The organism is Pseudomonas sp. WMBT8 (assembly GCF_050916005.1).
Classification (GTDB): Bacteria; Pseudomonadota; Gammaproteobacteria; order Pseudomonadales; family Pseudomonadaceae; genus Aquipseudomonas.
In genome coordinates this window covers 5876873-5890362 of record NZ_CP188096.1, presented here as the reverse complement: position 1 = coordinate 5890362, position 13490 = coordinate 5876873, and the positions used below count along the sequence as shown (strand labels likewise).

Sequence of the window (13490 nt, the reverse complement as noted above, 5' to 3'; positions counted from 1 at the left end):
GGTGATGTTATCGCAGGCAAGCCAGCTCCCACATTTTGACCGAGTTAAATTGAAGGCTCTGGTCAAAGGTGGGAGCTGGCTTGCCTGCGATGCTTTTAGCGGCTGGCGAGCAGGGCCTGGCCGCGCACCACGGCTGCCTTGACCTGGGCCGGAGCCGTGCCGCCGATATGGTTACGGGCATTGACCGAGCCTTCCAGGGTCAGCACCGCGAACACATCCTGCTCGATCTGGTCGCTGAACTGACGTAGCTCTTGCAGGCTCATTTCCGCCAGGTCCTTGCCGGTGTCGACGCCGTACTTCACGGCATGCCCGACGATTTCATGGCAGTCACGGAACGGCAGGCCACGGCGCACCAGGTAGTCCGCCAGGTCAGTGGCGGTGGAGAAACCGCGCAGCGCCGCTTCACGCATGATCGCGTGCTTGGGCTTGATCGCCGGGATCATGTCGGCAAATGCGCGCAGCGAGTCGCGCAGGGTGTCGGCGGCGTCGAACAGCGGTTCCTTGTCTTCCTGGTTGTCTTTGTTGTAGGCCAGGGGCTGGCCCTTCATCAGGGTCAACAGGCCCATCAGTGCGCCGAATACACGGCCACTTTTACCGCGCACCAGCTCCGGCACGTCGGGGTTTTTCTTTTGCGGCATGATCGAACTGCCGGTGCAGAAGCGGTCCGGCAGGTCGATGAACTGGAACTGTGCACTGGTCCACAACACCAGTTCTTCGGAGAAACGCGACAAGTGCATCATCGCGATGCTGGCTGCTGCACAGAACTCGATGGCGAAGTCGCGATCCGATACGCCGTCCAGGGAGTTGCCGCCCACGGCGTCGAAACCCAGCAGTTGCGCGGTGTACTCGCGGTCGATCGGGTAGGTGGTGCCGGCCAGGGCCGCGCTGCCCAGAGGCATGCGGTTGGCGCGCTTGCGGCAGTCGACCAGGCGCTCGTAGTCGCGGCTGAGCATTTCGAACCAGGCCAGCAGGTGGTGGCCAAAGGTCACGGGTTGTGCGGTCTGCAGGTGGGTGAAGCCGGGCATGATGGTGTCCGATTCACGCTCGGCCTGCTCCAGCAGACCTTTTTGCAGGCGGGTGATTTCGGCCAGGATCAGGTCGATTTCATCGCGCAGCCACAGGCGGATATCGGTGGCCACCTGGTCGTTGCGGCTGCGCCCGGTGTGCAGCTTCTTGCCAGTCACGCCGATGCGGTCGGTAAGACGCGCCTCGATATTCATGTGCACGTCTTCAAGGTCCACGCGCCAGTCGAAGGTGCCAGCCTCGATTTCGCCACGGATGGTGGTCAGGCCATCGATGATGCTGTCGCGCTCGGCATCGGTCAGCACGCCGACCTTGGCCAGCATGGTGGCGTGGGCGATCGAGCCCATGATGTCGTGGCGATAGAGGCGCTGGTCGAAATTGACGGAGGCGGTGAAGCGCGCGACGAAGGCGTCGACGGGCTCACTGAAGCGGCCGCCCCAGGACTGGTTGGTCTTGTCGGTGCTCATGGATTCGCTCGTGATCTGCTTAAAAGAGGGCATGAAAGTGTGCCGCCGATAATAACAGGGTTGTCCGTGGAGGCGTTGATACGCCGCGTCGGCATTTTTATTTGTTTGATGGGTGGCAAAGTGCCTTGCCGTTGGCCGCGTCCGGGATGAGACTGGAGGCGGGAGTGAACGCGGGGGTTTAAACCGGTCGGTTCCTGAGGTAAACAAAGGGTGTTTATCGAGACGATATTTGACGATTGAGCAATGTCGCCTTCGTGAGCGTCTACAGTTGCACTGACAGGGGTGCAGTGCACCAATGCCAGGCGATGAGGTCGAACTCCAGGCTAACCTTAAAGTAGAGGGGGTGTTCATATTGAGTATCAGCAAACCCTATGACGATGCCCTGCGGTATCGGGTTTTGGGCGGTATTGAACAGGTCCGGGTAAATATTGGTGTCGCTCTCGGGGCACTTTTTGCCGCTCACGCTAGTCTTAGCGTGGATCGCCGTGACGGAAGTCACCGCACCTGTCTACGCTATCCTTGTGCGAGACTCACGCAGGAATCCAGCGCAATATGAATGTCCTGATCGTTGATGACGAACCCCAAGCCCGCGAGCGACTGAGCCGTATGGTCAGTGAACTCGAGGGATACACTGCCCTTGAACCGAGCGCGTCCAGTGGCGACGAGGCATTGACCTTGATCGACAGCCTGAAGCCGGACGTGGTGCTCCTCGATATCCGCATGCCGGGCCTTGATGGCCTGCAGGTCGCCGCCCGCTTGAGCGAGCGCGAGTCGCCGCCGGCGCTGGTGTTATGCGCCAGCGACGAGGAGTTTTCTGCCGAGGCCCTGGAGGCCAGCGGTGTGAGCTTCCTGGCCAAACCGGTATCAGCCGATGCCCTGCTCAAGGCCTTGAAGAAAGCCGAGCGGCCCAATCGCGTGCAACTTGCCGCCCTGACCCAGCCCGCGGCGCAAAGTGGCAACGGCCCCCGCAGCCATATCAGTGCCAGGACTCGCAAGGGCATCGAGCTGATTCCCGTGGACCAGGTGATTTATTTCATTGCCGATCACAAGTACGTGACCTTGCGTCACGAGCACGGTGAAGTGCTGCTCGATGAGCCGCTCAAGGCCCTGGAAGACGAATTTGGCGAGCGTTTCGTGCGTATCCACCGCAACGCGCTGGTGGCCCGCGAACGCATCGAGCGTCTGCAGCGCACGCCCCTGGGCCATTTCCAGCTGTTCCTCAAAGGGCTCAACGGCGACGCATTGATCGTCAGCCGGCGCCACGTCGCAGGCGTGCGCAAGATGATGCAGCAGCTTTAGCCCGAAGGCTGTAGCGACCTGCATGCCCCAATTGCGGTGCGCTGCGGCCAGGGAGGCCCCGCACTTGCTGATTCAAATCAAGGCGGTTCTGCCTGAGCTGTTATTATCTGCCGTATCTATTCAGTACGGATTGATCCATGTCCTCTCGCGAAATCCGCATCGCCACCCGTAAAAGCGCCCTGGCCTTGTGGCAGGCCGAATACGTCAAAGCCCGCCTTGAGCAAGCCCATCCTGGCCTCACGGTGACCCTGGTGCCCATGGTCAGTCGCGGCGACAAGCTGCTCGACTCGCCGCTGTCGAAAATCGGTGGCAAGGGCCTGTTCGTCAAGGAGCTGGAAACCGCTCTGCTGGAGAACGAAGCCGACATCGCCGTGCACTCGATGAAAGACGTGCCGATGGACTTTCCCGAAGGCCTCGGCCTGTATTGCATCTGCGAGCGTGAAGACCCGCGCGATGCCTTCGTGTCCAACACCTACGCCTCCCTCGATGAATTGCCGCAGGGCAGTATCGTCGGCACCTCCAGCCTGCGTCGCCAGGCCCAGTTGCTGACCCGTCGCCCGGACCTGCAGATCCGCTTCCTGCGGGGCAACGTCAATACCCGCCTGGCCAAGCTGGATGCCGGCGAGTACGACGCGATCATCCTGGCGGCGGCTGGCCTGATTCGCCTGGGCTTTGAAGACCGCATCACCTCGGCCATCAGTGTCGAGGACAGCCTGCCGGCCGGTGGCCAGGGAGCAGTCGGTATCGAATGCCGCACCGCAGACTGGGAAATCCAGACGCTGCTCAAGCCTCTGGATCACCACGACACTGAGGTTCGTGTCACCGCCGAACGCGCCCTGAACAAACACCTCAATGGTGGCTGCCAGGTACCGATTGCCTGCTACGCGGTACTTGAGGGTGAGAACCTGTGGCTGCGCGGCCTGGTGGGCGACCCTGACGGTGGTTTGCTGCTCACCGCGCAAATCCGCGGGCCACAAGCCGAAGCCGCGAGCCTGGGCGTGCAGGTAGCCGAAGAGCTCCTGGCAAAAGGCGCCGGCGCCATTCTGCAAAAAGTCTATGGCGAGGCCGGCCCGCAGTGACCGGCTGGCGTGTGCTGCTGACGCGGCCTGCCGAGGATTCGGCAGCCTTGGCGGCCTCGTTGTCCGAAGCCGGTATCTTCAGCAGCAGCCTGCCGTTGCTGGAAACCCAACCCTTGCCCATCACTGCTGAACACCGGGCGGTTTTTCAGGGCCTGGATCGCTATTGTGCGGTGATCGTCGTGAGCAAGCCGGCCGCACGCCGGGCGTTGCACTTGCTTGATCGATACGCGCCAGCAGTGCCGGCCTTGCCGTGGTTCAGCGTTGGTGCGGCAACGGCCCAGGTCCTGGCTGAGCATGGCCTTAACGTGAGCTACCCCGAGCTTGGGGATGACAGTGAGGCCTTGCTTGCATTGCCCAGGTTGCGCGAGGCTGTCGCTGTTGACCATGCGCGGGTATTGATCCTGCGCGGGCAGGGTGGGCGAGAGCTGCTGGCTGAGCGTTTGCGCGGCCAAGGTGCTAGTGTCGATTATCTGGAGTTGTATCGTCGGTTTCTGCCGGCCTACGACCCGGATGTGCTCGCCCAACGCATTGCAGTGGAACGCTTGAACGGCCTGGTGGTCAGCAGTGGGCAGGGTTTTTTGCATCTGCAAGGCCTCGCCGGTGCCCATTGGCCACGCGTGGCCCAGTTGCCGTTGTTCGTGCCCAGCCCACGAGTCGCCGAAATGGCGCGGGCGGCGGGCGCGGAAAAAGTTGTGGATTGCCGTGGTGCCAGTGCCGCGGCTTTGCTAGTGGCGTTACGGAGCCAGCCCGTTCCCACTCTCTAATAACGCAAAGGATGGACACGTGAGCGAAACAGCCTTGCCTAAAGATGAAGCTCAGCCCGCGCTCGATGCGCCTGTTGAGACCCCGATCACTGCGCCTCGCCGTGGCAATGGCCTGGCGATCCTCGCTCTGCTGCTTGGTGCCGCCGGTGTTGCGGCTGGCGGCTGGGGGCTCTGGCAGGTCCGGGCCTTGCAAGCGAGCAGCCAGCAACAGTTGGGGCAGGTGCGCACCCTGGATGAACAATCCCAGGGCATCGCGCAGGCGCAACAGCAGTTGGCCGCACGTCTGGCACAATTGCCCGGTGCTGATGAGCTGGAGGAACGCCGCCGGTTGGTCGCGCAATTACAGGGCGACCAGCAGCGCCTGAACCAGCGTCTGGAAACCGTACTGGGTGCCAGCCGCAAGGACTGGCGCCTGGCCGAGGCCGAGCATCTGCTGCGCCTGGCCAGCCTGCGTTTGTCAGCGTTGCAGGACATCAACAGTGCCCAGGCGCTGGTGCAGGGCGCCGATGAGATCCTGCGCGAGCAGAGCGATCCGGGTTCGTACGCCGCCCGCGAGCAATTGGCCAAGAGCCTGGCGGCGTTGCGCAGTGTCGAGCAGCCAGATCGTACCGGGCTGTACCTGCAACTGGCGGCGCTGCGTGACCAGGTGGTGCAACTGGCGGCCGTGTCCCCGGAATATCAGCTGCAAGAAAGCCCGCAAGGCCTTGCGACTACCGACACTGACAATCGCTGGAGCCAATGGTGGGAGCAGATTTCCCGCTACTTCCGTATCGACTTCAATCCCGACGATAACATCCGCCCGTTGCTGGCAGGCCAAGGCCTGAACCAGGTGCGCCTGGCCCTGAGCCTGGCGCTGGAGCAGGCGCAATGGGCCGCACTCAATGGCGAGCCGGCGGTATACGCCCGAGCGCTGGGCGAGGCGCGCAGCGTGTTGCAGGGCAACTTCAACCAGGACAATCCGCAAAGCCAGGCCATGCTGGCGCGTATCACCGAGCTTGAGCCCAAGGCCGTCTCGGTGGTGACCCCGGACCTCGCCGCGAGTTTGTCTGCGGTGCAGGCTTACCTTGAACGCCGCCACCTGTCTGCCGATGAAGCCAAGGCTTCAGCCGGTAAGCCGGCGACCCAGGAGTAAAGCCGATGAAGCGTTTCTATGTGATCCTGGTGCTGGCGATAGCTCTCGCCCTGGCGCTGGCGGTGGGCATCTCGAAACACACCGGCTATGTGCTGATCAGCTACCCCCATGTGCTGCATTATGAGTCCGGCCTGTGGTCGACCCTGGTGGCGGTGTTTGTCGTCGGCCTGGCGATCTATCTGCTGCGGGTACTGCTGGGCCTGGTGACGACTTCCGGTGGCGTGGTCAACCCGTGGTCGCGGCGCAATCGCAGTCGACGGGTGCAAGTCGCTATTGAACAAGGGCAGATGGACCTGGCGGAAGGCCGCTGGGCCAGTGCCGAGCGGCACCTGCACCGCGCGGCGGAAGCCGAACGCCAACCATTGCTGTATTACCTTGGCGCAGCCCGGGCGGCCAACGAGCAGGGGCGTTATGAAGAGTCCGACAGCCTGCTGGAGCGCGCTTTGGAGCGTCAGCCCCAGGCCGAGCTCGCCATCGCCTTGAGCCACGCGCAGTTGCAGATGGACCGTGGCGACACGGATGCGGCCCTCGTGACGCTGCAGGCCATGCATGAGCGCCATCCGCACAACGCCCAGGTCTTGCGCCAGCTCCAGCGCTTGCACCAGCAGCGCGGTGACTGGTCCTCGGTGATCCGGCTGTTACCGGAGCTGCGCAAGGACAAAGTGCTGCCCGCCCCCGAGCTGGCGGATCTGGAGCGCCGGGCCTGGGGTGAAAACCTGAGCTTGGCGGTACAGCGTGAAGAACAGGGCGAGGCGGGCCTGCAATCCCTTGAGCGGGCCTGGCAACAATTGACCTCGGCCCAGCGCCAGGAGCCCCAGTTGGTGTTGGCCTATGCCGAGCAATTGCGCCAATTGGGCGCCGATGCCAAGGCCGAAGAGGCGTTGCGTGTTGCGCTCAAGCGTGGTTACGACAGTCACTTGATCAGGTTGTATGGCCTGCTGCGCGGTAGCGATCCGGCACGCCAGCTGAAATTCGCCGAAGGTTGGCTCAAGGACCATCCGGGGGACGCCAGTCTGTTGCTGACGCTGGGCCGGCTCTGCCTGCAAAACAGTCTTTGGGGCAAGGCGCGGGACTATCTGGAAAGCAGCCTGCAAGTGCAACGCAACCCCGAGGCCTGCGCCGAATTGGCGCGATTGCTGGCGCAGTTGGGTGACACCGAGCGCAGTAATCAATTGTTCCAGGAAGGCCTGGGGTTGTTGGATAGTCGCCTGCTGGCTTCGCCGCTACCGGTGCCTGCACGGGTTTAACGTAGGATGTTTTGAAGGGTTGGCTCGGAAGCATCTGGTAACCAGCCCTTCAAAATCCCTGGGTTTTCTCGATTTCAGGGGCTTGAGGTGGTTTCCCACACCGGGCCACGTAAAGTCGCCTGCCCTCTGACGGGATATCCCTGCTATCTCGCGGAAGCGTCTGCTCCAGCGCGTATTGAAAGGGGTAAGGTCTTTCCTCTACCGTAACTACCTATCTCTTGCGTTGCGGATAAACAATGTCTTTGGCCCCCTCACGCTCCTTGTTCTTCCTGGCGTTCATGGCCGGTGTGCTGACGTTGGGCGCGTCTTTTTATCTGGAATACGGGGCTCTGCTGCGACCTTGTTTCCTGTGCCTGATCCAGCGCAGCCTGCTGGCGGTGTTCACCCTGATTACCCTGATAGCAACGCTCCATGGCCCCAGGCGCGTGGGCATTTACCTGTACTGGGCGGCGAGCATGGGTTGTGCGCTGCTCGGCGCAGTGACAGCGGTGCGCCAGGTGCTGTTGCAGAACATCCCGCCTGACCAGATGCCCAACTGCTGGCCGAGCCTGGAATACATGATCGAAAACCTGTCGCTGGGGCAAGCCTTGCAACTGGCATTCAAGGGCACCGTCGATTGTGTGGAAATCAACTGGACGCTGTTCGACTTGAGCATCCCGGAGTGGAGCCTGCTGTTCTTCGTGGCCATGCTCATCCTGGGGGCAACGCAGTTTTCGCGTTTGTTGCCCGGCCCGGGTTTGCGGTTCGTGAAGCACTGATTGGGTGTGTTGGCTCGTAGGATGGGATTAAACACTTGTATGAACTTTCTGGTCTGCGTACCTTGAAGCCATAGTCACGCGGGCATAATCTGGCCCGCACGCGTTATTGAAACAGTTTGTTCGATGCGGCGTTGTCCGCTTGCCGCTTATCCTCGACGTATTGCGCGGGCAAAAGCGGCACCGCCCATAAGGGAAGAGATCATCATGTTGGAAAGTTGTCAGAATGCTCAGGAACGCTGGGGTGGTGTGCATAAGCTGATCGACAGCTGGTTGAAAGCACGTCACGAATTGGTTCGGGCCTTTGATGCTCTTGGTGAGAAACCCGAGGCTCTGGCTGAGAACCGCAAGCCTCTGCAGGAGTTCTGTGGGGTCTTGGTGGACTACGTCTCGGCAGGGCACTTCGGGGTGTATGAGCAACTGACCAAGGAGGCCGAGGCCTTTGACGACCAGCGTGGCCTGGACTTGGCCAAGACCATTTACCCGCGCATCGACGTCATCACCGAAAAGCTCCTGGCTTTTAACGACCTCTGCGACAAGGGTGAGTGCGTTGCCGCAAAATTCAAAGAGCTGGGCGGCTTGCTCCATGAGCGTTTCGAGCTGGAAGACTGCCTGATCGAAGTGCTGCACAACGCCCACAAGGAAGAGCCTGCAACCCAGGCTTGAGCCTTCGCCGCGAGACAAGAAAACGGTGCGCATGGCGCACCGTTTTTCGTTGGGGTCAGGCTCCGGTTGCGAGCAACTCAATCTCGAAAACCAGTGGCGTGTAAGGTGCTATCAACTCACCTGCGCCGTCTGCGCCATAGGCTTGTGCCGATGGAATCACCAGGCGCCACTTCGCGCCCACCGGCATCTGCTGCAACGCGCTTTGCCAGCCGTTGATCACACTGTCCAGGCGAAACCATTGGGGCTGGGCACTCTGGTCGAAAATCGTGCCATCGGGCAATCGCCCCACATACGTCACTTGAACCCGATCATGGGCGCCCGGCTTTTTCCCGCTGCCGGGGGTAAGTTCCGTGAGCAAGATACCGTCGGCCAATTCACGCACGCCGGTCCGGGTTTTTTCCGTGGTCATGAATTGTTGTTCGGCGGCGAGGGCCTTTTCGCTTTGCGGCACTTGGGTCTCGTTGCTGGCCTGCGCTTCGTGCTGGGCGAGAATCTGTGCGATGCGTGCCTCATCCAGTGCCAGGGGCTTGCCTTGATAGGCTTGTTTGAGACCGTCGAGCAAGGCCTGGATCTGCAGGTCGGGGACTTCCTGGCGCAGGCGCTCACCCAGGCTGGCGCCCAGGCTGTAGGCCAGATCGTGGCTGTCTTTGGACGCCGCCGGTTCAGTTGCATTGGCCACTGAAATCGACAAACCCAGGATGAAAAAAAGGTAACGCGACATGGGTATTCTCCAGCCGAAAGTGCGGTGGATTATGCCAGTGTGAGGGGGTAAAGAATGGAGTGGTTTTTCGTTATATCGATAAGAATTTTTGTGCGGTGCAACGCAACGCATTCGATACTGTCAACATGCCCTAGCGGCGGTAAGAGCAGAGGGCTAGTATGAGCCGCACCCACGTCAGCCAGGAGGTAAACCATGTCGGCCAAACAGAAGCCTGTTAATACCCCGTTGCACTTGCTCCAACAACTCTCGGGCAGCCTGCTCGAACATTTGGAAAGCGCTTGCTCCCAAGCCTTGGCTGATGCAGAAAAATTGCTCGCCAAGCTGGAAAAGCAACGCGGCAAGGCGCAAGAAAAACTGCATAAATCCCGTACCAAACTGCAAGACGCCGCAACCGCCGGCAAAGCCAAGGCGCAAACCAAAGCCAAGGGCGCCGTGAAAGAACTTGAGGACTTGCTCGATGCCCTCAAGGATCGTCAATCCGAAACCCGCACCTACATCCTTCAACTCAAGCGCGATGCCCAAGAGAGCCTGAAATTGGCGCAGGGTGTTGGTCGTGTGAAAGAAGCGGTGGCCAAAGTGCTGAGCACTCGTACACCGGCCAAGGCCGTTGCGGCCAAGGCGCCGGCCAAAGTTGCGGCTAAGCCTGCTGCTAAAAAAGCGCCTGCGAAACCAGCTGCCAAGCCAGTTGCCAAAACCGCTGCTGCGAAACCAGCCGCTAAACCAGCTGCCAAAACCGCTGCTGCGAAACCAGCCGCTAAACCAGCTGCCAAAACCGCTGCTGCGAAACCAGCCGCTAAACCAGCTGCCAAAACTGCTGCTGCGAAACCAGCCGCCAAGCCAGCTGCCAAAACCGCTGCTGCGAAACCAGCCGCCAAGCCAGCTGCCAAACCTGCTGCTGCGAAACCAGCCGCTAAGCCAGTTGCCAAAACTGCTGCTGCGAAACCAGCCGCTAAGCCAGTTGCCAAAACTGCTGCTGCAAAGCCTGCCGCTAAACCAACTGCCAAAACTGCTGCTGCGAAACCAGCCGCCAAGCCAGCTGCCAAAACTGCTGCTGCAAAGCCGGCCGCTAAGCCAGCTACTAAAACTGCTGCCGCAAAACCAGCCGCCAAGCCAACTGCCAAACCTGCTGCCGCAAAACCAGCTGCCAAACCTGCTGCTGCAAAATCAGCGGCTAAACCTGCTGCTGCCAAGCCAGCTGCTGCAAAGCCAGCCGCCAAACCAGCTCCAGCAGCCGCCAAGCCTGCTACCCCTGCCGCTCCAGCCGCTACCACCGCACCGGCCAGCAACACGCCTGCCCCGGCAGCACCCGTCACCACCCCAACCAGCGCTTCCTAAGTGCCGGTGGCCGCGGCGCGCAGCTGATGCAGCGCGTCGTGGTCGAGGTTGGCGGCTTCGGTCGCCAGTCCTTCAAGCCATGTTTGATCCGTGGCTCGTTCCCCTGTTGGCCAACCCTTCGCCAGCGCCTCCAGGCGTAACAGCAACTGCCGTTCGGCTTCCAGCTCCAGGGCCTTGACCCGCTCGCGCAAAGCTCCCAGTTCCACATCCTGCTGCGCCATAGCGCGCCATTGCGTGCGCACCTTGCGCAAGGGCTGTACGACATCTGCCTGCCAGGGGTCGGCAATTTCCCGTAGTGCCAGCACACGCGCAGGTTCGGGTGCGACGCCACGCTGTTCCAGCCACAGCCCGCACAACAACAGACACACATTCGCCCCTTGTTCCTGCAAGCGCAGGCAGGCATCTTCAGCGCCCGCACGGGCGTAGGTCGAGAGGGCAAAGCTCCACAGGTCAGCGCACATGTTCACACCCAAGCCAGCGGTCAACGAAGCTGGTAGACTCCGCCGCCATTATGATCCGACTTCAAAGCCTAACATTACAGCGTGGCCCGCAACGTCTTCTTGAAGACGCCGAGCTGACCCTGCACGCCGGTCACAAAGCCGGCCTGATCGGTGCCAATGGCGCCGGAAAATCCACGTTGTTTGCCCTGTTGCTCGGTGAGCTGACCCCGGATTCCGGGGATTGCCTGCTGCCGGCCGACTGGCGTATCGCCCATATGCGCCAGGAGATCGACACCCTGGACCGCATCGCGATCGACTATGTGCTCGATGGCGACCTGCGCCTGCGCCAGGTGCAACACGACCTGGCCGAGGCTGAGAAAGCCCAGGACGGTGCCGCCCAGGCCCGCCTGCACTCGGAACTCGACAGCGCCGACGGCTACACCGCGGACGCCCGCGCGCGCAAAATGCTCGCCGGCCTTGGGTTCACCAACGAACAGATGGATCGCCCGGTCGCCGACTTTTCCGGTGGCTGGCGCATGCGCCTGAACCTGGCCCAGGCGCTGATGTGCCCCTCGGACCTGTTGCTGCTCGATGAGCCGACCAACCACTTGGATCTCGATGCGATCCTGTGGCTGGAGGATTTCCTCAAGAGCTACCCCGGCACCTTGTTGCTGATTTCCCACGACCGGGATTTCCTCGACGCCGTGGTCGATAACATCGCCCATGTCGAGCAAAAGAAAATCACCCTCTATCGCGGCGGCTACACCGCGTTCGAGCGGGCCCGTGCCGAACGCCTGGCCCAGCAGCAACAGGCTTTCGAGAAGCAGCAGGCGCAGCGTGCGCACATGGAAAGCTACATCGCCCGGTTCAAGGCCCAGGCCACCAAGGCCCGCCAGGCCCAGAGCCGGATCAAGGCCCTGGAGCGCATGGAAGAACTGTCGGCGGCCCACGTCGATTCGCCGTTCGACTTTGTGTTTCGCGAGTCGGTGAAAATCTCCAGCCCCTTGCTCGATCTCTCGGATGCACGCCTGGGTTATGGCGACAAAACCATCCTGGAGAAGGTCAAGCTGCAGCTCACCCCGGGTGCGCGCATCGGTTTGCTCGGCGCCAACGGCGCGGGCAAATCGACGCTGATCAAGAACCTGTCAGGCGAGCTGCAACCCCTGGCCGGGCGCCTGACCCGTGGCGAGAACCTGGTGGTGGGCTACTTCGCCCAGCATCAACTGGACTCCCTCGACTCCAAGGCCAGCCCGCTGTTGCACTTGCAGCGCCTGGCGCCAACCGAGCGCGAACAGACCCTGCGTGACTTCCTCGGTGGCTTCGACTTCCGTGGTGCACGCATCGATGAGCCGGTGCTGAATTTCTCCGGCGGCGAAAAAGCCCGCCTGGCCCTGGCCCTGATCGCCTGGGACCGGCCCAACCTGCTGCTGCTCGACGAACCGACCAACCACCTGGACCTGGAAATGCGCCTGGCGCTAACCATGGCCCTGCAGGAGTTCAGCGGGGCGGTACTGGTGGTGTCTCACGACCGCCACTTACTCAAGAGCACCACCGACAATTTCCTGCTGGTGGCCGATGGCAAGGTGGAAGAGTTCGACGGCGACCTGGACGACTACGCCCGTTGGCTGACTGACTATCGCCTGCGTAACGCGCCGGTCAGCAACACCCCGGTCAACCCGGACAAGACCGACAAGAAAGCCCAGCGCCAGGCCGCCGCTGCCCTGCGCCAGCAGTTGGCGCCGCACAAACGCGAAGCCGACAAGCTCGAAGCCGAGTTGGGCAAGGTCCACGAGCGCCTGGCCAAGATCGAAGCCAGCCTCGGCGACAGCGCGGTGTACGAAGCGGCCCGCAAGGATGAACTGCGCGACTTGCTGGCCGAACAGGCCAAGCTCAAGGTGCGTGAAGGGCAATTGGAGGAAACCTGGATGGAAGCCCTCGAATTGCTCGAAGGCCTGCAAGCGGAGCTGGAGGCGCTGTCCTGATGGAAGCCTTGCAACTGCCGCTGCCAGCGCAATGGATCGAACCGGTGTGGGTCGGCGTGCAAATCCTGCTGATCCTGCTGGCCGGCTACCTGGCCCAGCGCTTCGTCGCCAAGGGCCTGACGCGGCTGGGCGAGCGCTACCCGTTCCCGCCACAACTGCTGATGCCCCTGCGTGGCGGCCTGCGCTGGCTGATCATGGGCAGTGCGCTGATCTTCGTCCTCGAACGCCTGGGCGTGTCGGCCACCGTGCTGTGGACTGCGCTCTCGGGTTTTGTGGCCGTGGCGGCAGTGGCGTTCTTTGCCATGTGGTCGGTGCTGTCCAACCTGCTCTGCGCGATCCTGATTTTTACCGTCGGCCCGTTTCGCCTGGGCGATGTGGTCGAGCTGGTGGACACCGTCGACAAGCCTGGCGTCAAAGGCCGGGTGATCGCGATCAACCTGCTTTACACCACGCTGATCGAAGTGGCCGAGGCGGGCACCGACAGCGCGGTGGTGCAAGTGCCCAACAGCCTGTTCTTCCAGCGTTCGGTACGCCGCTGGCGCGGTAGTGATATCAGCCCCTTGCCTTAAAATTCTCTAGC

General features: G+C 61.8%; 13 protein-coding genes. 10 read left to right on the top strand and 3 right to left on the bottom strand.

Annotation, left to right across the window (positions count from 1 at the left end; genetic code table 11):
• Window positions 1-95: 95 nt before the first annotated feature.
• Window positions 96-1490 carry an argininosuccinate lyase gene (gene argH, locus ACO77H_RS26950; RefSeq protein ID WP_169955380.1) on the bottom strand — a complete coding sequence of 465 codons (1395 nt, stop codon included), beginning with the start codon at window positions 1488-1490 and terminating at the stop codon, window positions 96-98.
• Between the two features lie 552 nt (window positions 1491-2042).
• Here argH and ACO77H_RS26945 point away from each other — a divergent pair.
• The 7 genes from ACO77H_RS26945 (at window position 2043) to ACO77H_RS26915 (ending at window position 8432) form a co-directional block, all read left to right on the top strand.
• Entirely contained in the window at window positions 2043-2789 is a 747-nt protein-coding gene (locus ACO77H_RS26945; RefSeq protein WP_169955379.1) for a LytR/AlgR family response regulator transcription factor, read from the top strand.
• Window positions 2790-2926: 137 nt separating this feature from the next.
• The gene (gene hemC, locus ACO77H_RS26940; RefSeq protein WP_432754777.1) at window positions 2927-3868 is read left to right on the top strand and encodes a hydroxymethylbilane synthase; all 942 of its coding nucleotides are present in this window, start codon (window positions 2927-2929) and stop codon (window positions 3866-3868) included.
• Window positions 3865-4632, top strand: coding sequence for a uroporphyrinogen-III synthase (locus tag ACO77H_RS26935; RefSeq protein WP_432754776.1), 768 nt, complete (start codon window positions 3865-3867; stop codon window positions 4630-4632). The genes hemC and ACO77H_RS26935 overlap by 4 nt, the downstream gene beginning before the upstream one ends.
• A gap of 19 nt (window positions 4633-4651) precedes the next feature.
• On the top strand, window positions 4652-5764 hold the full coding sequence (locus ACO77H_RS26930) for a uroporphyrinogen-III C-methyltransferase (protein ID WP_169955376.1): 1113 nt from the start codon (window positions 4652-4654) through the stop codon (window positions 5762-5764).
• A 5-nt stretch (window positions 5765-5769) separates the two neighbouring features.
• Window positions 5770-7011, top strand: coding sequence for a heme biosynthesis protein HemY (locus tag ACO77H_RS26925; protein ID WP_170042086.1), 1242 nt, complete (start codon window positions 5770-5772; stop codon window positions 7009-7011).
• Window positions 7012-7247: 236 nt separating this feature from the next.
• Window positions 7248-7769 carry a disulfide bond formation protein B gene (locus ACO77H_RS26920; RefSeq protein ID WP_169955374.1) on the top strand — a complete coding sequence of 174 codons (522 nt, stop codon included), beginning with the start codon at window positions 7248-7250 and terminating at the stop codon, window positions 7767-7769.
• Window positions 7770-7973: 204 nt separating this feature from the next.
• Window positions 7974-8432 (top strand): Rsd/AlgQ family anti-sigma factor, encoded by a 459-nt coding sequence (locus tag ACO77H_RS26915; protein WP_070994033.1) that lies wholly within the window; start codon window positions 7974-7976, stop codon window positions 8430-8432.
• A 55-nt stretch (window positions 8433-8487) separates the two neighbouring features.
• On the opposite strand, the gene ACO77H_RS26910 is transcribed toward ACO77H_RS26915, so the two are convergent.
• Complete coding sequence (locus ACO77H_RS26910) at window positions 8488-9153, bottom strand: FKBP-type peptidyl-prolyl cis-trans isomerase (RefSeq protein ID WP_432754775.1); 666 nt, start codon at window positions 9151-9153, stop codon at window positions 8488-8490.
• A gap of 192 nt (window positions 9154-9345) precedes the next feature.
• Here ACO77H_RS26910 and ACO77H_RS26905 point away from each other — a divergent pair, with 192 nt between their 5' ends.
• Window positions 9346-10488: an AlgP family protein gene (locus tag ACO77H_RS26905; protein ID WP_432754774.1), complete on the top strand. Its 1143-nt coding sequence runs from the start codon at window positions 9346-9348 to the stop codon at window positions 10486-10488.
• On the opposite strand, the gene ACO77H_RS26900 is transcribed toward ACO77H_RS26905, so the two are convergent.
• Window positions 10485-10949, bottom strand: a complete 465-nt coding sequence (locus ACO77H_RS26900) for a TIGR02444 family protein (protein ID WP_432754773.1) — start codon at window positions 10947-10949, stop codon at window positions 10485-10487. The genes ACO77H_RS26905 and ACO77H_RS26900 overlap by 4 nt on opposite strands.
• A gap of 50 nt (window positions 10950-10999) precedes the next feature.
• Between ACO77H_RS26900 and ACO77H_RS26895 the strand changes: the two genes are divergently transcribed.
• Window positions 11000-12910 (top strand): ATP-binding cassette domain-containing protein, encoded by a 1911-nt coding sequence (locus ACO77H_RS26895; RefSeq protein WP_432754772.1) that lies wholly within the window; start codon window positions 11000-11002, stop codon window positions 12908-12910.
• Window positions 12910-13479, top strand: a complete 570-nt coding sequence (locus ACO77H_RS26890) for a mechanosensitive ion channel family protein (protein WP_057440468.1) — start codon at window positions 12910-12912, stop codon at window positions 13477-13479. Before ACO77H_RS26895 ends, ACO77H_RS26890 begins: the two co-directional genes overlap by 1 nt.
• Window positions 13480-13490 lie beyond the last annotated feature (11 nt).